Raw genomic sequence first — 19,613 nt, 5'->3', positions numbered from 1 at the left:
TAGTTCTTAATTGAAAAGAACAAAATTAAAGTAGTTCCCTAAAAAACGCTTATTAATAGGGGTTGCAAAAGGGTTGCAAGCTAGTATTTATATAGCATTGGAATATTTTCTATTAGGAAAGTATGCTTGTTAATAATTCTTAAAAACTGGCAATAAAGAACTTTATTAACTAGCTTAAAAATAAGCTGTCTGTTATTTTGATGAGTTATTAATAAAACTTATAATATCTTCTTTTGAATCTACTCCTAGTTTTTTTCGAATACGAGATCTTGAGGATTTTATAGCTGAAATAGTTGAGTTCTGTAGTTTACTTATTTCAGTTGCATTTAAATCTAGTGTCATTAAACATAACAATTCTTTTTCTCTTTCATTTAACTGTGAAAATTTAGTATCTAAAACAACTTTAAAATCGGTACTTACACGTTCTAAATAGGAATTTAAATTGATGGTAGATTTTACTTCCTCTGAAAGTAGTGAGGCAAAAATTGAATGCAAAGCTTGATTTCGCTCCTTTTCATTATCTAACTTAATAATTTCTTTTATCTCTCCTAACGTTTTACTCAATACTTCTTGACGTAAAGAGCTTTCTACCATAGCTTTTTTTAACTCTTTTTCTTTGGTTACTAAAGCTAACTCCGCTCTTACCTTATCTAACTGTTCTTTATTTAATTTGTTATTATATAAAGCTAATTGTTGTTTATTATTTTTTTGAACTAGCCATAAAATTATCCCTCCTAAAACCAGCGCCAACATAAATAATAAAAGGTACAACCTTTTTTTAGTGGTTTCATTTTCTAATCGTAACTCATCTTCTTGTTGCTGTTTTTTAAACTTATAATTCAGTTCTAACTCTGTTATACGTTTTACTTTTTCTATATTATTTATGGAATCATTTAATTTTTTAAATACTTTATAATCTTTTAATGCCTGTTTAAAATCTTTTCTGGTTTCATTCAAATTGCTTTTACTAAAATATTGAGTACGTAATAACCTTTTATCTTTTATTTTTTTTGCTACCACTATAGCACTGTCTAGGTAAGGTATCGCATTATCATATTTTTTAAGTGCATTGTATAATACTGCTACGTTTAAATAACTTATACTTAACTCACTTTGATCTTTAATACTTTTAGATAGTACTATGTTTTCTTTATAAATTTCAATAGATTTTTTATAGTTTTTTTCCGAGTAGTAAATAGCAGCTAAAGTTCCATTAACTTTTGATTTACGAACACTAGAACAAGGTATTTTTTTTATCTTTGATATATAATATCTGGCAGAATCTTTTTGATTATTTTTATAGTAAGTCACAGCCAACATGTGGTAAGTCATTGCATAGCTTTCAACATCAACTTTTCCTTTTTTAACAACTAGTGCTTTTTTTAAATACGCTATACTTTTTTCGTAGTTTTTTTGACGCCTGTAGAACATTCCTAAATTATGAAGTCCTAACCCTATTATCGTAGAATCTTTATTTTTTTTACTTATATCTAATGCTTTTAGGTAATAGGACAACGCTTTTTCTGGATTTCCTTGTTTATTTTCTATGATCCCAAGATAATTTAGCGCTTCAGCTTCTTTCTTTTTGTAATACGTATCTCTGTTACTTTTTTGTTTCTTTTTTAAAGTAGTTAATACTTCATTTATAACAATTCTACAGGTATCTAAATCAAATTTTTGTATTTTTTTTATCAATTCTATTTTGGCAGCAATCTTAATTGAATCTGTAGCACTATTTTCTACCTTATCTTTTAATACAAGTGCTATGCTATCGTAAGATTGTGCATAACCTATAAAAGACGAAAAAAAGTAAAATATAAGTATAATCGTTGTTTTCAAGTAAAAACAGTTATTTTTATCTAGATATTAATTATAAGATCAAAAATACATTTTTTATAAATTATATCTTCTTTAATTAAATTAGTAAACAATTACTTTTGTCCAAAATATTTATAACAATAACTAACTTAAGACTATCCTAATGAAAAAATGTACTGCTTTTATTATACTATTTACCTTAATTACTTCTTGCAAACAAAATTTAAAAAGTGTTGATTTTACAAAAGATAAGAGTTTTACAAGCGGAATAGAAGGACCAGCAACTGATACTGAAGGTAACATTTATGCAGTAAACTACCAAGAACAAGAAACTATTGGTAAAGTTACCCCAAATGGAGACTGCTCAATTTTTGTTAAATTACCTAATGGAAGTATTGGTAATGGAATACGATTTGGAAGCAAAAATCAAATGTTTGTGGCTGATTATGTAAACCACAATATCTTAGAAATAGATTTAAACAATAAACAAATAAATGTATTTGCTCATGAAGCAAAAGCTAATCAACCTAATGATATTGCTATTGCTCCTAATAAAACTCTTTATGCTAGTGATCCTAATTGGACAAACAATACTGGTAACTTATGGAAAATAACTAAAGAAAAAGGTTTTGAATTATTAGAATCAGAAATGGGAACTACCAATGGAATTGAGGTAAGTCATGATGGTAAAAAATTATACGTAAACGAATCTGTTCAACGAAAAATATGGGTTTATGATATTCAAGAAGATGGTGGAATAAAAAACAAACAGGAGTTAATAGCATTCAACGATTTTGGTTTAGACGGTATGCGATGTCATACTAACGGAAACTTATTTGTATGTAGATATGGAAAAGGAACCGTAGCTATTATATCTCCAGAAGGAAAGCTTATCAATGAAATTAACTTAAAAGGTAAAAAACCTTCAAATATTACTTTTAGCAATAACTATAAAAAGTGCTATATAACTGTTGCTGATAGAGGTTGTATTGAAATGGTTAATTTGTAAAATATAAAGCTTTTGGCTAAGCTTTGTATATAAACATACAATCCTATATTATACAAAAAAGTCGTTTACGGTATTTGTAAACGACTTTTTTGCTTGTTTTATTAAAGTGTGATAATATTAGTATCTAGTCTGATAAATCATCATTCCCTTTATCTTCTTTAACTACTTTGTTCCATATTTTAACTTCATCTTCTGCTTTAATTCCTTCTAAAACTTCAACATTAACTCCATCAGATAATCCTAATTTAATATCTCTTTTTTCAAATTCTTGCTCACCTACTTTTACTTCTATATATGGTTTTTCGGTTTTTCTATCAAACTGTAATAGCGCTTCTTTTATAGACAACACACTGTCTTTCTTAGCTAATACTATTTCTGCATTGGCACTATATCCTGCTCTTATAAAGTATTTATCATCTAATGATACATCTGCTTTTATCTTAAACTGTACCGCTCCACCTTCATCAGTTCCTTTAGGTGCTATAAAGTTTAATATTGCAGGAAATTTTTTATCTTCTATTGCCCCAATTGCTACTTCAATATCCGTACCTTTAATCAGTTTACCAACTTCTGATTCATCAACTTTTCCTTCAAAAATCATTTTTGTCATATCTGCAATACGTGCAATTGTAGTTCCTGCATTGAAATCATTAGTTTGTGTTACTTGATATCCTTTTTTAACAGGAATTTCTACAATCATTCCTGAAGTAGTAGCTCTAATACTTGTATTTGCAGCTTTTCCTAATCCTGAAGTAGTTCCTCTTTTAATTATGTCTAAATCTGACTTAGCATTGTATAATGCTTGCTGTGTATTATTATAGTTCAATTCTGAGTTTTCAAATGCTTGTAATGAAATTACTCCTTTATCAAAAAGCTTTTTGTTTCTTTCGTATTGTGTCTTTGCATTTTCAAACGATAACTTTGCATTTTTCACCGACCCATTTGCTCTATTTAAAGAAGCTATATTTGGTACAACCCTTACAGTAGCAATTAAATCACCAGCTTTAACAAGTGCTCCTTCTTCTACCAATATTTTATCTACAATACCTGTTATTTGAGGTTTAATCTCTACTTCTTCTAAAGGAATTACTTTTCCAGTAGCTACACTCTTTTTAACAATGGTAGCTTTAAACGGTTTTTCTGTATTATATTCTATTGGAGACGCACTATTTTTTTTACCAAACCAGATTAGCACTGCTATCAATGCCAACGCTATTCCGCCAAAAATAATTACTTTTTTCATTTGTTTTTGTTTATTTTCTTATTTGTTAATTGACTTTATTATTCTTTACTCTTCTCTTAATGCTTCAATAGGCTGAATTACTGTTGCCATATGTGCAGGAATTAAACCTATTAAAGTTCCTAATACTATTAATACTGTATATGCTATTAATACAATAGGTATATCAACTGTTGGATTCGTTAAAACATCTAATCCAGAAACTACCATTAATATCAATCCTCCAGCTATAATTCCTAATGATCCTGCTAAAAGTGTTAAAAAGATAGATTCTAAAACTATTTGTTGTCTAATTTTCTTTGGTGTAGCACCTAATGCTCTACGGATACCTATCTCTTTAGTACGTTCTTTAACAGTTATAAGAAGTATATTTCCAATTGCAAAAACTCCTGCTATCAAAGTTGCAACACCTACAAACCAGGTTAAAAATTGCATTCCAGTTAAAAAACCTGTTACTTTTGCTATTTCTTTCCCTAAGTTAAAGCCTCCAAAGGCTCTATTATCATCAGGGTGTATTTTATGTATTCTTTTTAATAGTACTTTAACATCGGCCTCTACTTGTTCAATATCGTATTCTAACTTACCTGTTATTACCATCCATTGAAATTTATTCCCTTTATTATAAACTGTTCTGAATGTACTAAATGGTATATGAATATTATTTGATCCTTCAAATCTTCCTGGTTTATATACGCCTATAATCATATAACCAATTCCATTTATCTTAATATAGCTTCCTAAAGCCTCTTCATCTATATCAAATAATTGTTTATATACCTCAGTACTTATGACACAAACTTTTTTATTTTCATCAATATCAGTTTGATTTATAAAGCGACCAGCTGTTAATTTTTTCTTTTGAATCTTATCTAACAAAGGGTAGTCTCCAAAAATGGTTAACTGAGCTGTTTTTAACCCATATACTACCTGACTTCCTGTTACATTTCTAGGTACTACAAATTCGACTCCATCTACTTCATTTCTTATTTTTTCAACATCACTGGTGGTTAATTGTATTTGCCTACCTTTTTGAAATCCTTTAAAAGGCATAGAAGTTACATCTCCTCCCATGAAAACACTGTTTGTTGCAAAGTCACCAAACATACTGTTAAAACTATTTTCTATCCCTTTAGCCGCTCCTAATAATCCAACCAATAATAATATTCCCCAGAAGGCTCCAAAAATGGTAATTACTGTTCTGATTTTATTTTTACGAATACTTCCGTAAATCTCTTGCCAAGTATCTCTATCGAATAAAAATTTCATAATTAATCTGCTCTTAAAGCTACTATTGGTTTAATTCTTGCTGCTCTTTTTGCTGGTAAATACCCTGCTATCATACCTGCTAAAACTAATGTAATGGTTGCTCCAACAACTGTTGTAGTTGAAACACCAGGATTTAATATAAAATACTTTTCTAAACTCGGGCCTAATGCTTTTAAAATACCAACTCCAATTGTTAATCCTAAATACCCAGATAATGCTGTTATAAGAATTGCTTCTAACATTATCATAGAGACTATGGATTTGGGTGTAGCTCCAATGGCTTTTCTAATACCTAGTTCTTTAGTTCGCTCTTTAACTATGTATACCATTATATTACTAATCCCAACCACACCAGCTATTAAAGTTCCAAACCCAATTATTAATATTAAAACTCCAAGGCCAACCATCATACTAGATATTTGTTTATTTTCTGAAGCATAATTTAAAACCCTAATTCCTCTTTGATCATTTGGTGCTACATTATGTTTATTTTTTAACGCTTCTCTTAATTTGTTACCAAATGTAATTGCTTCATCAATGCTTAATTTAGGGTTATACATCATACCAAATTCATCTATATAATCATTGCTCCCATAAATTTGTTGTATGGTTGTAAAAGGCGTATAAATGTAACGTTCATCACTATCACCACCTGGATCAGAAAACACACCTATAACTTTATACATTATACCTGCAATATTTAACTGCTTACCATAAGCGCTTAATTGTCCAAATAAATCTTTTTCAACCATTCGTCCAATAACTACAACTTTAGCTCTTTCAGCGATATCTCTATGATTCAAAAAACGTCCTTCAGTTACTGTTGCTGATTCTAACATATCATACTTAGGGAAAACGCCTCTTACTGTATAGTTATCTTCTTTAGTTTTATATACAACCTTTACACTTCTTTGAATTCTTGGACTTACCATTTGAATTTTATCATCAAACTTTTCTCTCAAAAATTCAAAATCATCATTTTTAAACTGAACTCTACGACCTATTTGATTCCCTTTATAAGCTTTAGTTGTTCTATTTGACCAAATGTAAATTGAATTAATAGCATCTTTTGCAAACTCATTTTCAAATGTATTTTGCAACCCATTTCCTATACCAAATAATAATGTAAATAGAAGTATAGCAAAGGCTACTGTAAAACCAGATAAGATAGAACGGAGCTTGTTTTTACTTATACTTTGAAAAATTTCTCTCCATCGGTCTAAATCAAACATAATTGTGTTTTTTAACTTTCGTTTTTCCCGTTTCAGTTAATTCGTCACTTATAATAACTCCATCCTTTAAACGAACTACTCTGTTTGTTTGCTCTGCTACCTCTTCCTCGTGTGTAATAACAAATACCGTCATTCCTTCATCATTAATTTCTTTTAACAAATCCATTACAGAATCTGTGGTAGAAGAGTCTAACGCTCCTGTTGGTTCATCAGCTAATACAACTTTAGGTCTTGTTGCTAAAGCTCTGGCAATAGCTACCCGTTGTTTCTGACCACCAGAAAGTTCATTAGGTAAATGGTTCGCCCATTCTTTTAACCCTACTTTTTCAAGATATTCTAATGCTACTTCTAATCTTTCTTTCCTTCCAACTCCCTTATAATATAAAGGTAATGCTACATTTTCTAATGCTGTTTTATAGGATATTAGATTGAAAGATTGAAAAACAAATCCTAAAAACTTATTTCGTAAAATAGCTGCTTTTTTTTCATTTAAATTCTCTATTAACTGATCATTTAAATAGTATTTTCCTTCATCATGTGTATCTAACAAACCAACTATATTAAGTAAAGTAGATTTCCCAGACCCTGAAGATCCCATAATAGAAACAAATTCCCCCTCTTTAATATGCAAATCTAATCCTTTTAGTACATGAAGTGAATCTTTCCCTATGGGATATGACTTATGTAGGTTTTCAATTTTAATCATTCGTTAGTTATTTTATACTACAGTAGTTTTTAACTGTTGTATATTTGATTAATTACTTTCCTACAAGACGCCTGTTTTTTAATTATGTTACAAAAACTTGTTTTTTTTTATTTGCTATTACACATACAACTATAAATCAAACCATTAAATTTAAAAAAAATAAAAGCTCACATAGTGTGAGCTTTTAATCCATTAAAAAATATAAACCGTAGTTTATTGATAAGGGGAATATTAAAAGTTAAAACGAACTCCCAACTTATAATTTCTTCCTAGGGTAGAATACCCTATTCTTTCTTGATAATCTTCATTAAAAATATTTGTTGCTGCCAAAAATAACTTTACATTTTTATTTAAAGAATGATTTGCCGAAAAGTTTAATAAAGAATATGCTTCTAAAGCTAAGTTACTAGTATCCAACCTATCACTGAGGTACTGATAATCTAACGAAAAATTAGTTGCTTTTAAAGTATAATTTACACCTGCATTAACCTTATGTTTAGGTATTCTTACTGCTATTTTATCATTCTCCGTAAACGTATAATTAGCATTTAACGATACATTTTCTAACACTTTATAAGCCACATTAAACTCTACACCTTGAATAGTAGTACTCCCAAAGTTATCCATTTTATTAGTGGCAAAATTATAGTCTATAATATTTTCTACATCTCTATAAAAGTAAACCGTATTTAATACTAATGAATTTAATTTATACTCTAATCCTCCTTCATATGTGGTACTTTCTTGTGGTTTTAAATCAATATTTCCCCATACAGAATATAATTCCTGTACTGAAGGAGCTAAAAACGCTGTACTATATGATCCTAACACTTTAATATATCCATTTTCTTGCTTGAATCTGTATGATGGATTTAAATTATACACTAAATGATTACCATATTTATTATGGTTATTCAATCTAAGCCCAGCATTTACATTTAATCCAAAATCTGAAACATATACAGCATTTACATAAGGATCAATTAATCTTGATTTAGGAGTTTCTTCATAATTAACTCTAGATAAATCAGTTTTTCCAAATGGGATACTATAAGCTTCACTTATTTGGTTATCTTGATAATTTACCCCAGCAACTAGATATAATTTATCAAATTGATGCTTTACAAAAGCATCTACTATATAACTTTCTGCCTTATTAGTAGATGGATATTTTGTTTTAGTTCTATCAGTTTCAAATTTACTGTAGGCTGCATTAACCTGAATACTTCCACCTCTGTAATCATATTTTGGAGAAAAACCTATTCTATAATTTTTATCTAAAGAATGGTTATCTCCATCTACAAAAGCTCCATCATCATAACTATTATTAAACTCACTATAACTACCTAGTGTACTGACAGAAAACTTGTCATTGAATTTATATCCTAGTTTAATGTTTGTTGCTATACGTTGAAATGGATCATCGTTAAATGCTTCCCCTTTTTCTGACTTTACAGCAGATACACCTCTTGCATCAAATGATGAAAAATTAACTAAATAGTCAAAATCTTTAATTTTACCATTTACATTAGCTGCACTTTGAATAACAGTTCCATTTCTAGTTTCTTGGTTGTTATTGGTACCCCCAAATACTGATAATGATGCATTTGCCTTACCTGATTTAGCTTGTTTTAAGGTAATGTTTATAACTGCTGTTACAGCACCTGTTCCGTATAGTGTACTTGCCGCTCCTTTTACAATCTCTATAGACTCAACGTCGTTTAAATCTAACAGCCTTAAATCAAAGCCTCCTGAAATAACTGCAGGATTCCCTACTTGAACACCATCAATTAATACAACAACTTCTTTAGTGACTCCTCCTCTAACAAAAATTCCTAAATTTTGTCCTGGTGAACTGGTATTTCCATTAATTTCAATACCAGCAACTGAGTTTATTAAATCTACTACCGTTTTACCACTATTTTTCTCAATAGTTTCTGCTGTAATTTTATGAATTACTTTTCCAGAATTCTCTTTTTTTAATTTAAACTTAGAGTCGGAAACAACCACTTCGTCTAATTTGATGGTTTCTTGTTCTTTCTCTTGTGCATTTACATTCAATGCTAACATTGATGTTAAAACACTTAAACAAAGTACTTTTTTTCTCATGTCTACTTAATATTTTAAAGTTTTATCTCAGGAAAATAAAAGTGTAGCAAAACCACACTCAAACTTTTATCCCGAAAGTTCGAATTACATGATATTTGGCAGGTCTCCTGGCTTGCGTCTTGTAATACACCTTCCCATTTATTTACTAAACAGTGGTTTTAAGTTTTATTACAAGCTTATTAGCTTACAGTTGCGGGAACAGCTTCGGCTTTTCACCGAATTCCCTTTTAATTTTGTTTAACAGATTGCTAAGCAAAAACCAAAAATCGCGGCAAATGTATAGTATTCTAATTAATTAACAACTATTAGATAACAATTATTTAACCTATATGACAATGAATTTTTATGCTAATATCTACATCCTATTAGAGAGCTACTTTCTCTTTATATGAAATTTCACTTTAAAAAACAGCTTATGTAACAAAACTTTATAATATTTGCGTGTACAAACAATTTAAAAAAATGATATACTATATAACTGGAGGTGAACGATCAGGTAAAAGCAATTATGCACAAAAGCTGGCTGAATCTATTTCAGATACTCCTGTTTACTTAGCTACTTCTAGAATCTGGGATGATGATTTTAAAAAACGGGTAGATAGACATAAATCTGATAGAGATGAACGCTGGACAACCGTTGAGGAAGAAAAATGGCTTAGTACTGTTATCTCGAACAAACAAACTGTAGTTATAGATTGTGTTACACTTTGGTTAACCAATTTTTTTGTTGATGCTGAATATAATGTACAGCAAGCTTTAGAACTAGCTAAAAAAGAAATTAATAAGTTAACTAAGATTAACGCTAATATCATTATTATTTCTAACGAAATAGGTATGGGATTACATGCCACTACTGAATCTGGAAGAAAGTTTACTGAACTGCAAGGTTGGATGAATCAATACATTGCTGAAGTGGCTAATAAAGCTACTTTTATGGTATCTGGACTTCCTTTAACTCTTAAATAGCTAAAAATGAACACAACAATAACTCCACTATCAAAAGAATTAGCGACAACTTTACAACAAGAAATAGATTTTAAAACTAAACCTATTGGTTCATTAGGAATCTTAGAAACCATAGCTAAACAAATAGGCTTAATTCAAAATACATTAACACCAACACTATCTAAACCTAGTATTATGGTTTTTGCTGGTGACCACGGTATTGCAAATACAGGTAAAGTAAGCCCATATCCACAAGAAGTTACCCAACAAATGGTACTTAACTTTTTAAATGGTGGTGCAGCTATTAATGTTTTTTGCAAACAAAATACTATTAACCTAAAAGTAATTGATGCTGGTGTAAATGCAGATTTTGAAAATCATTCACTTTTAACAAATGCTAAAGTTGCTAAAGGTACCAAAGACTATAGTATTACTAAAGCCATGAGTATAGAGCAATGTATTGAAGCTTTGGAAAAAGGAAAAAAATTGGTTAGAAAATTATACAGTGAAGGTTGTAATTGTATAGGTTTTGGTGAAATGGGAATTAGCAACACCTCATCCGCTTCTTTATTAATGAGTTACTTCACCAACACTCCTATAGAAAAGTGTATTGGACGAGGAACTGGTGTAAACGATGATGGTTTACAAACTAAAATACAAACTCTTTCTAATGTATTTAGCAAGCATATCAATAGTATTAACAACCCTATGGATGCTTTAAGTACTTTTGGTGGGTTTGAAATAGTGATGCTTTGCGGAGCTATGTTGGAAGCCGCTTCACTACGTATGACAATACTAATTGATGGTTTTATCGTTACTTCGGCTTTATTAGCTGCACATGCCATACAACCTACTATTTTGGAGTATTGTATTTTTTGCCATACATCAGGTGAACAAGGACACCAAAAAATGTTAGACTTTTTACAAGTAACCCCGCTTTTAAATTTAGGCCTACGCTTAGGTGAAGGAACTGGATGTGCATTGGCTTTTCCTATAGTACAAGCTAGTATAAACTTTTTAAATCAAATGGCTACCTTTAAAAGTGCCAATGTAAGTGAAGCTTAAAAACATGGTTAAACGACAAATTCATTATTTTTTTACAGCTGTACTATTTTTCACACGTATTCCCTGCCCTAAATGGGTAGATCATTCTCCTGAAATTTTAAATAAAAGTAGCAGATATTTTTCATTAGTAGGTATTTTAGTAGGCTCTATAGCTGCTGCAACATATTACATCTCCTCTTTATTACTTCCTACAGAAATAGCCATATTATTAAGTATGATTAGCTCTGTATGGATAACTGGTGCTTTTCATGAAGATGGCTTTGCTGATGTTTGTGATGGGTTTGGTGGTGGATGGACGAAAGAGAAAATTTTAACTATTATGAAAGACTCCAGACTTGGTACATTTGGTGTTAGCGGATTGATATTTATTTTAGCTCTAAAGTTTTTAGCTTTATACTATCTGCAAAATCATGTAATAAATCTTTTGTTAGTTATTGTATCAGGACATAGTCTTAGTCGTTTTACTGCCACTATTTTATTATACACACACAACTATGTTAGAGACATTGATAGCTCTAAAATAAAACCTACCACAAAACAAATGAGTCTTAAATCGTTAGTTATTTCCTCTATTTTTGGCGTACTACCATTATTCTTTTTTCAAAAACCAATGCTATTTTTAGTATTAATTCCTGTCCTTTTAACTTATTGGTACATGGGGTATTTTTTTAAAAAGTGGATAGGCGGTCAAACTGGAGACTGTGCTGGAGCTTTACAACAAGTATCTGAAATTGTATTTTACCTTAGTATATTAGCATTATGGAAGTTATTTTAGTGCGTCATACAACTCCTAATATTACCAAAGGTATTTGTTATGGGCAAGCAGATATTGAGACTGCTGACTCCTTTGAACAAGAACTTCTCCCCATTCTAAGTGAAATACCAATTAATGAGCCTACTATTGCTTACTTTAGTAGCCCATTACAACGTTGTAGTTTATTAGCAAATAGGTTATCAAGAAACGTCATTTTTGATGATCGCTTAAAAGAACTTAATTTTGGAGATTGGGAGTTGAAAGCTTGGGATGCTATCAATGATCCCTTATTTAACCTTTGGATGAATGATTTTGTTAACACTCCTACCAAAAAGGGAGAATCATATATTGATTTATATACTAGAACGGTAGCTTTTTTAAACGAACTAAAACAGTCTCAACATCAAAAAGCGGTAGTTGTTACACATGCTGGGGTCATAAGGAGTCTTTGGGCACATGTTAATAACATACCTTTAGAAAAGTCTTTCGATTTAAAACTCAGTTACAGTGCTATTGTTAAGTTAATTATATAAACTAAAATTACTAATTTATGAAACCATACTTTTTAAGTGTAATAGCTTTATTCTTTTTATTACAATGTAAAAAAGCACCCAAAAAAGTAATCAAAACTAATAATGTCACTAAAACAGTTTTAAAATATGCCAAAGGTTTTGATATTATTACAGAGAATAATCAAAAGAAGTTAGTTTTAAAACGTATGTTCCCTAACTCCAACAAACAATTATCTTTAATTATAGGAAGCACTACAAACCTTAGTAAACAAATAATTAAAACCCCTATAAATAAACTAGTAGTTACCAGTACCACACACATACCCATGCTAGAATTATTAGGTTGTGAAAATAGATTAGTTGGTTTTCCGCACACTAAATATATCTCTTCAAAAAAAACAAGAAATCGTATAAAAAATGGTCATATTATTGAACTTGGTTCAGAACAGAATATTAATACAGAAAAATTAATTGACTTAGCTCCTGAATTAGTGATAGGATTTTCCTTACACCCAAACAACAAAGTGTATGAAAATGTTAAAAAAACTGGAATCCCAGTTGTTTTTAATGGTGATTGGTTGGAGGAAACTCCTTTAGGAAGAGCAGAGTGGATAAAGTTCTTTGGCGTATTACTACAAAAAGAAAAAGAAGCCGATAGTATTTTTAACGTTATTGAATCAGCTTATTTAAAAGCTAAAAATATTGCCAGTAAAAACACCTATACTCCTACTGTTTTATCTGGAAGTATGTATAAAGATGTTTGGAATGTTCCTGCTGGTGAAAGTTTTAAAGCTACTTACTTTAAAGACGCTAACTTAAATTATATTTGGAAAAACACTAAAGGAACTGGAAGTTTACAACTAAGCTTTGAAAGTGTATTAGAAAAAGGAAAAAAAGCAAATTATTGGATTAATTGTGGTTCTTTCACAACTAAAGAACAAATGCTTACAGCTAATATTAATTATAAAGAATTTGATGCTTTTAAAAACAATAGACTGTACACTTTTGCTCATAAAAAAGGAGAAACAGGTGGAACTATTTATTATGAAATGGCTCCTATACGTCCTGATTTAGTCCTAAAAGATTTGGTGAAAATGATAAACCCTGATTTATTACCAAACTATGAATTAACTTTCTATGATAAAGTAGAATAAATACTAAACGCTTAAACGCTATTAATTAAAATGGAAAAAGTATCTAATAAACCTATTACAACCAAAAGTTGGTTACAACGTTTAAAAGATGAAAGCTGGGAGGCTGAACTACTAGTCTCGGCAATTGCTATTTTTGGTACCTTTCAGTTATTTCATATCATAGATTGGTGGGCTAATTCTTTAATAGACGTACTTAACCCTAGTCAATATAAAATCGGTTATTTTATTGTTTTTTTTGGACTTATAGCTATCAGTATACTGGCTTCCATGTTTATTATCCACTTTTTCCTCCGTGCTTATTGGATTGGTTTAGTTGGACTAAATTCTGTTTTCCCTGATTATAGTATAGAAGACAGTGCATATTCTAAGATTTACACCGAAAAAATACTAACAATACTCCCTAAACTTAAAGACTCTATTGAAAAAGTTGATGAGTTATGCAGTGTTATCTTCTCTGTTGCCTTTACTTTTTTACTAATGTATAGCTACGTAGCAATTTCTTCAAGTTTGTATTTACTAATATACAACCTACTATCTCAATACATTCCTTCTCAAATTTTACTAATTCCAGCTTATTTAGCACTTGGCTTATTGATAGTTCAATTATTTTTTAGCATAATAGCTAATTTAAAACAGAATAAAAACAATAGAAAACTTCAAATAATTAACTTTAGGATAGTTCGTATTGTTTCAATTATATCATACGGACCACTTTATAAATCTATACTACAAGTATCTATGATATTTGGTTCTAACTTTAAAAAGAAAAAATCAATTGTATACTTAATATTTCTTTTCTTGGCAGCCGGTATAGTATTAAGTAGCTATAAAATAAAAAATACTAACATCTTATATCTAATTAATAAAGACATTTATTTTGACAATACTAAAACCTATGCGACTTACTACAAGTCAAACAACAAAAACAACACTTTTTTGTTAACACCAGAAATTGAATCAGATATAATAGATAAAAATATAATAAAAGTATTTATCCCAATATTTAATCACGAAAGAAAACAAAGAGAAGAAATTTGCAGCCCTTTCAATGAAGATTCTAAAATAGATCAAAAAGAAGCCTACTTAAAATGTTACCATGCCTATAATTTTGTTTATTTAAATGATGAAAAAGTATCTGTTGATTTTTTAAAATACTATCATCCAAGAACTAATCAATTTGGAATTATTGGATACGTTCCTCTAACAAAGACTAAAACAGGAAGAAACATTCTTGAAATAAGGAAATATTTTGGAGAAAGCACTACTACTAAATGGAGTATTCCATTTTATACTAACTAATGTTGCTCCAGATCCCTGTTTTCTTCTGTAGTTGCATATAGGTAGCTTTTAAACTAGCATTCTCAGTATTTGACAATGTAGGATCATTACTAATTACATCTATGGCTGTTTTTCTTGCTTGAAATAATATTGGAGAATCTTTTACTACATCAGCTATTTTAAGGTTTAACACACCACTTTGCTGTGTTCCCATAATATTACCTGGTCCCCTCAACTTTAAATCTACCTCTGCTATTTTAAAACCATCTGAAGTTTCTACCATTGTTTGCAATCTTGTTTTTCCATCTGAAGACAATTTGTAACTCGACAATAGAATACAATAACTTTGTTCCGCTCCTCTCCCAACTCTTCCTCTCAACTGGTGCAACTGACTTAATCCAAATCGTTCAGAACTCTCTATTACCATTACGGAAGCGTTGGGTACATTTACACCTACTTCTATTACTGTAGTAGCAACCATTATTTGTGTTTCGCCATTAACAAAACGCTCCATTTCATAATCTTTATCAGCAGGTTTCATCTGCCCATGAACAATACTAATTTGATATTTTGGTGGAGGAAACTCCCTAACAATACTTTCATAACCATCCATTAAGTCTTTATAATCCATAGCTTCCGATTCTTGAATTAATGGATACACAATATAAACCTGTCTTCCTTTTTCTATTTCGTCTTTCAAAAACTTAAAAACAGCTAAACGGTGACTATCATACCTATGTACTGTTTTGATTTCTTTACGTCCTGGTGGCAACTCATCAATAACGGAAACATCTAAGTCTCCATATACAGACATTGCTAATGTTCTTGGGATTGGGGTTGCTGTCATCACTAAAATATGAGGAGGGATAACTCCTCCTAAATCATCTACATTTCCTTTTTGCCAAAGCTTTGATCGTTGTGCAACACCAAATCGATGTTGTTCATCAATAATAGCAAGGCCTAGATTTTTAAACTGTACTTTATCTTCTAAAATAGCATGTGTTCCTATTAAAATATGTAAACTTCCATCTTCTAAACCTGTATGTATTTCCCTTCTCTTTTTTATTCTTGTTGATCCTGTTAACAACTCAACTTTTATATCAGTTTTCTCCAATAACTCAGCAATACCATTATAATGCTGATTTGCTAAAATCTCAGTTGGAGCCATTATTGTGGCCTGATATCCATTATCAATAGCCAATAACATAGTCAATAGAGCTACAATCGTTTTGCCAGAACCTACATCTCCTTGTAACAAACGATTCATATGTGCACCCGAACCTACATCGCGTCTAATTTCTTTTAATACTTTTTTTTGAGCGCCTGTTAAATCAAAAGGTAATTTATGATTATAAAAATCTGAAAAAACTTCTCCAACCTCACCAAATACACAGCCTTTTATTTTTGCTTTTCTAATTAATTTTTTTTGAAGTAATTGTAATTGTATAAAGAACAATTCTTCAAATTTTAATCTAAATTGTGATTTTGCTAGTAATTCTTGACTTTTAGGAAAATGAATATTTAACAACGCTTCCTTTTTATCTATTAACTGATGTTGCTGTAAAATGTAAGAAGGTAACGTTTCAGATATTTCACCAATAAATTGCTGAAATAAATTCATCATCATTCCACGCATTACTTTATGACTTATTCCTTTTGTACTCAACTTCTCAGTTGATGGGTATACAGGTTGCATAGAAGTTTGTAATTTATTTTTATAAGCCTGAACAGTTTCCATTTCTGGATGCGGCATACTTGCCACACCATTATACCAGTTTAACTTTCCATAAATTACATATAGAACATTAGGTTTTAAATTATCTTTTATCCATTTTGCTCCTTTAAACCAAACTAACTCCATTATTCCTGTAGCATCCTCAAAAGTGGCTACTAATCTACTTCCTCTTTTTTGCTTTACAGTTTTTATACCCGTTATTTTACCTACTACTTGAACATCAGATGAGTTTTTTTGTAATTGATTAATGGTATAAAACTGAGTTTTATCTACATACCTAAAAGGAAAAAGGTGTAGTAAATCTCTACACGTTTTTATTCCAAGTTCAGAAAATAATAATTCTGCTCTTGCTACACTTACGCCTTTTATATAGGTTACGGGACTATTTAGGTTCATATAAAAACGAAAATACAAAAACCCATTAAATTCAACTATCTTTGCATTCTTAAATTCAGCAAATGAGATTACATAGAAACTTAGTTTTTACCGTTATTGATAGCTTACGAGATATTTTTAATGAGGGTGTATATGCAGACAAAGCAGTGGAGCTTGCTTTAAAAAGAGATAAACGTTGGGGAGCAAGAGATAGAAAATTTGTTGCTGAGACAATTTACGAAATTGTTCGTTGGAAGCGTTTATATGCAGAAATAGCTCAAGTAAAAGCTCCTTTTTCTAGACCAGATTTATGGCGTTTATTTGCCGTATGGTGTGTTTTAAGAGGTATTAAACTTCCTGATTGGAACCAAATTGAACCTACGCCTTCCAGAAGAATAAAAGGAAAATTTGATGAGTTATCTAAAATTAGAAAATTCAGAGAGTCAATTCCTGATTGGATTGATGAAGTTGGTTTAGAAGAATTAGGTGAAAAAATATGGACCAAAGAAATTGCCGCTTTAAACAAACAAGCTGAAGTTATTTTACGTACTAATACATTAAACATTAGTAAAGAAAAACTTCAGAAAGCGCTTGCTAATGAAAATATTGAAACCGAATTTATCAAAGGATATGATGATGCTCTTAAATTAGTAGAACGCGCTAATGTATTTAAAACCCAAGCATTTAAAAACGGGTATTTTGAAGTACAAGATGCTTCTTCTCAATTAGTAGCTGCTTATTTAGATGTACAACCTGGTATGAAAGTTGTTGACACTTGTGCTGGGGCTGGAGGTAAAACATTGCACTTAGCTTCTTTAATGAAGAATAAAGGGCAAATTATTGCTATGGACATTTATGAGAGTAAATTAAAAAAGCTTAAAGTACGTGCAAGAAGAAATGGTGTTCACAATATTGATACTAGAGTAATTGAGTCTACTAAAGTTATAAAAAAGTTACATGACAAAGTTGATAGAGTTTTAATTGATGCACCTTGTTCTGGACTAGGTGTAATTAGAAGAAATCCCGACAGTAAGTGGAAACTTCAACCTGAATTTTTAGATACTATTAGAAATACTCAACAAGAGGTTTTACAACAATATTCTAAGATGGTAAAATCAGGCGGAAAAATGGTGTATGCTACTTGCTCTGTCCTACCATCTGAAAACCAAGAACAAATTAACAAGTTCTTAGCTTCTGATGCGGGAAAAAACTTTAACTTTGTCCAAGATAATAAAGTATTAGCACACCAATCTGGATTTGATGGGTTCTATATGGCTTTATTAGAAAAACAATAACCCTTTAAATATTTTCAAATGGTAAAAAAACTACTTTCCTTATTATTATTCATAGGTAGTTATGCTATTTTTTCACAGCAGAATTATTATAATGATGTTGATTTAACTAAATCTGGGTTAACTCTAAAAGATGAGTTAGCCACGAAAATAGTTAACACACACACTAGAACTTTATCATATAGTCAAGTATGGGATGCATGTAAAGCCACCGATGTAAACCCTGATAATAGCAATGAAGTTCTCTTAATTTATGGATATAGTAGTACTGGTACTACAGCTAGAACTCGAGGTATTAATGAAAATGGAGGTAGTACTGGAGACTGGAATCGTGAACATACGTACCCAAAAAGTCTTGGAAATCCAAACTTAGGTACTTCTGGAGCAGGTGCAGATGCACATCATTTACGCCCTTCTGATGTTCAACATAATGGAAAGAGAGGTAGTAAAAAATTCGCTTCAGGCTCTGGTAACTCTGGTGATTCTTCTGGTGGTTGGTATCCTGGAGATGAATGGAAAGGTGATGTCGCTAGAATGATGCTATATATGTATTTACGTTATGGAAATCAATGTTTACCTAAAAATGTAGCTATAGGTACTACTAATTCTGTAGATAGTAATATGATTGATTTACTATTACAATGGAATGCTGATGATCCTGTTTCAAGTATTGAAGATGCTAGGAATACTTATCATGAAAACACTTCTAACTCAGCTGCTCAAGGTAACCGTAATCCTTTTATTGACAATCCTAATTTAGCTACACAAATTTGGGGTGGTCCAGTTGCCGAAAATAGATGGGCTACAGCTAATATAAATGAAAACTCTCTATTGGAAACCAAAATATTCCCTAATCCTTCTTCTATTAAAAAAGTTTTCATCAAAGTAAATGACAACCTAAAAATACAAGAGGTAACTTTATATTCTATTTTAGGTAAAACGGTTTACAACGTAAAAAATCCAATTTCTAAAAACGGTTTGATTAGTATAAATAACTTGACTAAAGGAATTTACTTATTAAAAATAGCTAATAGAAATTCAAGTATGACAAAAAAGATTATTATTCAATAATAATGCAAATCTATCTATAAAAAATAGGTCTTTCAATTATCGAAAGACCTAT

General features: G+C 30.4%; 16 protein-coding genes and 1 riboswitch. Of the genes, 9 read left to right on the top strand and 7 right to left on the bottom strand.

Going from position 1 to position 19,613, the window contains the following annotated elements:
- Positions 1-192: 192 nt before the first annotated feature.
- Positions 193-1,839, bottom strand: coding sequence for a tetratricopeptide repeat protein (locus tag ABNT65_RS02920; RefSeq protein WP_348747123.1), 1,647 nt, complete (start codon positions 1,837-1,839; stop codon positions 193-195).
- Between the two features lie 142 nt (positions 1,840-1,981).
- Here ABNT65_RS02920 and ABNT65_RS02915 point away from each other — a divergent pair, with 142 nt between their 5' ends.
- On the top strand, positions 1,982-2,827 hold the full coding sequence (locus ABNT65_RS02915) for an SMP-30/gluconolactonase/LRE family protein (protein WP_348747122.1): 846 nt from the start codon (positions 1,982-1,984) through the stop codon (positions 2,825-2,827).
- A gap of 124 nt (positions 2,828-2,951) precedes the next feature.
- On the opposite strand, the gene ABNT65_RS02910 is transcribed toward ABNT65_RS02915, so the two are convergent.
- From ABNT65_RS02910 to ABNT65_RS02890, 5 genes are all read right to left on the bottom strand, one after another.
- Positions 2,952-4,070 (bottom strand): efflux RND transporter periplasmic adaptor subunit, encoded by a 1,119-nt coding sequence (locus tag ABNT65_RS02910; protein WP_348736550.1) that lies wholly within the window; start codon positions 4,068-4,070, stop codon positions 2,952-2,954.
- A gap of 45 nt (positions 4,071-4,115) precedes the next feature.
- Positions 4,116-5,333, bottom strand: a complete 1,218-nt coding sequence (locus ABNT65_RS02905) for an ABC transporter permease (RefSeq protein WP_348701956.1) — start codon at positions 5,331-5,333, stop codon at positions 4,116-4,118.
- A gap of 2 nt (positions 5,334-5,335) precedes the next feature.
- A complete protein-coding gene (locus ABNT65_RS02900) occupies positions 5,336-6,565 on the bottom strand; it encodes an ABC transporter permease (RefSeq protein WP_348736548.1) in 1,230 nt (409 codons plus the stop codon).
- The gene (locus ABNT65_RS02895; protein WP_348701958.1) at positions 6,558-7,271 is read right to left on the bottom strand and encodes an ABC transporter ATP-binding protein; all 714 of its coding nucleotides are present in this window, start codon (positions 7,269-7,271) and stop codon (positions 6,558-6,560) included. The genes ABNT65_RS02900 and ABNT65_RS02895 overlap by 8 nt, the downstream gene beginning before the upstream one ends.
- 231 nt (positions 7,272-7,502) lie before the next feature.
- Positions 7,503-9,380 (bottom strand): TonB-dependent receptor plug domain-containing protein, encoded by a 1,878-nt coding sequence (locus tag ABNT65_RS02890; protein ID WP_348747121.1) that lies wholly within the window; start codon positions 9,378-9,380, stop codon positions 7,503-7,505.
- Positions 9,381-9,459: 79 nt separating this feature from the next.
- Positions 9,460-9,659: riboswitch (cobalamin riboswitch) on the bottom strand.
- A gap of 183 nt (positions 9,660-9,842) precedes the next feature.
- Between ABNT65_RS02890 and ABNT65_RS02885 the strand changes: the two genes are divergently transcribed.
- From ABNT65_RS02885 to ABNT65_RS02860, 6 genes are read left to right on the top strand one after another with little or no spacing between them, the layout of a single operon-like run.
- Positions 9,843-10,346: a bifunctional adenosylcobinamide kinase/adenosylcobinamide-phosphate guanylyltransferase gene (locus ABNT65_RS02885; protein ID WP_348701960.1), complete on the top strand. Its 504-nt coding sequence runs from the start codon at positions 9,843-9,845 to the stop codon at positions 10,344-10,346.
- Positions 10,347-10,352: 6 nt separating this feature from the next.
- Complete coding sequence (gene cobT, locus ABNT65_RS02880) at positions 10,353-11,390, top strand: nicotinate-nucleotide--dimethylbenzimidazole phosphoribosyltransferase (RefSeq protein ID WP_348736542.1); 1,038 nt, start codon at positions 10,353-10,355, stop codon at positions 11,388-11,390.
- A 4-nt stretch (positions 11,391-11,394) separates the two neighbouring features.
- Positions 11,395-12,165: an adenosylcobinamide-GDP ribazoletransferase gene (locus ABNT65_RS02875; RefSeq protein ID WP_348747120.1), complete on the top strand. Its 771-nt coding sequence runs from the start codon at positions 11,395-11,397 to the stop codon at positions 12,163-12,165.
- The gene (cobC, locus tag ABNT65_RS02870) at positions 12,150-12,677 is read left to right on the top strand and encodes an alpha-ribazole phosphatase family protein (protein ID WP_348747119.1); all 528 of its coding nucleotides are present in this window, start codon (positions 12,150-12,152) and stop codon (positions 12,675-12,677) included. Before ABNT65_RS02875 ends, cobC begins: the two co-directional genes overlap by 16 nt.
- Before the next feature lie 17 nt (positions 12,678-12,694).
- Positions 12,695-13,810 (top strand): ABC transporter substrate-binding protein, encoded by a 1,116-nt coding sequence (locus tag ABNT65_RS02865; RefSeq protein WP_348747118.1) that lies wholly within the window; start codon positions 12,695-12,697, stop codon positions 13,808-13,810.
- Positions 13,811-13,840: 30 nt separating this feature from the next.
- Entirely contained in the window at positions 13,841-15,109 is a 1,269-nt protein-coding gene (locus tag ABNT65_RS02860; protein ID WP_348736536.1) for a hypothetical protein, read from the top strand.
- Here ABNT65_RS02860 and recG read toward each other — a convergent pair.
- Positions 15,102-17,219, bottom strand: a complete 2,118-nt coding sequence (gene recG, locus ABNT65_RS02855; protein WP_348747117.1) for an ATP-dependent DNA helicase RecG — start codon at positions 17,217-17,219, stop codon at positions 15,102-15,104. The two genes, ABNT65_RS02860 and recG, sit on opposite strands and share 8 nt — an antisense overlap.
- Positions 17,220-17,281: 62 nt before the next feature.
- On the opposite strand from recG, the gene ABNT65_RS02850 reads away from it, so the two are divergent.
- Together ABNT65_RS02850 and ABNT65_RS02845 are read left to right on the top strand one after the other, a co-directional pair.
- Complete coding sequence (locus tag ABNT65_RS02850; protein ID WP_348701971.1) at positions 17,282-18,493, top strand: RsmB/NOP family class I SAM-dependent RNA methyltransferase; 1,212 nt, start codon at positions 17,282-17,284, stop codon at positions 18,491-18,493.
- 18 nt (positions 18,494-18,511) lie between these two features.
- The gene (locus ABNT65_RS02845; RefSeq protein WP_348701972.1) at positions 18,512-19,561 is read left to right on the top strand and encodes an endonuclease; all 1,050 of its coding nucleotides are present in this window, start codon (positions 18,512-18,514) and stop codon (positions 19,559-19,561) included.
- The last annotated feature ends 52 nt before the right edge of the window (positions 19,562-19,613 follow it).

The sequence above is a fragment of the Tenacibaculum sp. 190524A02b genome, assembly GCF_964036645.1.
In the GTDB taxonomy this organism is placed as follows: domain Bacteria; phylum Bacteroidota; class Bacteroidia; order Flavobacteriales; family Flavobacteriaceae; genus Polaribacter; species Polaribacter vairaonense.
Note: the sequence above shows the minus strand (reverse complement) of the source record. Positions and strands in the feature narration are given on the sequence as shown.

What these genes read in the sequence shown, in the direction of transcription:
- ABNT65_RS02890 (WP_348747121.1), bottom strand. Translation starts at nt 9,380, where the DNA reads ATGAGAAAAAAAGTACTTTGTTTAAGTGTTTTAACATCAATGTTAGCA.
- ABNT65_RS02900 (WP_348736548.1), bottom strand. Translation starts at nt 6,565, where the DNA reads ATGTTTGATTTAGACCGATGGAGAGAAATTTTTCAAAGTATAAGTAAA.
- ABNT65_RS02905 (WP_348701956.1), bottom strand. Translation starts at nt 5,333, where the DNA reads ATGAAATTTTTATTCGATAGAGATACTTGGCAAGAGATTTACGGAAGT.
- ABNT65_RS02910 (WP_348736550.1), bottom strand. Translation starts at nt 4,070, where the DNA reads ATGAAAAAAGTAATTATTTTTGGCGGAATAGCGTTGGCATTGATAGCA.
- ABNT65_RS02875 (WP_348747120.1), top strand. Translation starts at nt 11,395, where the DNA reads ATGGTTAAACGACAAATTCATTATTTTTTTACAGCTGTACTATTTTTC.
- ABNT65_RS02895 (WP_348701958.1), bottom strand. Translation starts at nt 7,271, where the DNA reads ATGATTAAAATTGAAAACCTACATAAGTCATATCCCATAGGGAAAGAT.
- ABNT65_RS02865 (WP_348747118.1), top strand. Translation starts at nt 12,695, where the DNA reads ATGAAACCATACTTTTTAAGTGTAATAGCTTTATTCTTTTTATTACAA.
- recG (WP_348747117.1), bottom strand. Translation starts at nt 17,219, where the DNA reads ATGAACCTAAATAGTCCCGTAACCTATATAAAAGGCGTAAGTGTAGCA.
- ABNT65_RS02885 (WP_348701960.1), top strand. Translation starts at nt 9,843, where the DNA reads ATGATATACTATATAACTGGAGGTGAACGATCAGGTAAAAGCAATTAT.
- ABNT65_RS02850 (WP_348701971.1), top strand. Translation starts at nt 17,282, where the DNA reads ATGAGATTACATAGAAACTTAGTTTTTACCGTTATTGATAGCTTACGA.
- ABNT65_RS02915 (WP_348747122.1), top strand. Translation starts at nt 1,982, where the DNA reads ATGAAAAAATGTACTGCTTTTATTATACTATTTACCTTAATTACTTCT.
- cobC (WP_348747119.1), top strand. Translation starts at nt 12,150, where the DNA reads ATGGAAGTTATTTTAGTGCGTCATACAACTCCTAATATTACCAAAGGT.
- ABNT65_RS02860 (WP_348736536.1), top strand. Translation starts at nt 13,841, where the DNA reads ATGGAAAAAGTATCTAATAAACCTATTACAACCAAAAGTTGGTTACAA.
- cobT (WP_348736542.1), top strand. Translation starts at nt 10,353, where the DNA reads ATGAACACAACAATAACTCCACTATCAAAAGAATTAGCGACAACTTTA.
- ABNT65_RS02845 (WP_348701972.1), top strand. Translation starts at nt 18,512, where the DNA reads ATGGTAAAAAAACTACTTTCCTTATTATTATTCATAGGTAGTTATGCT.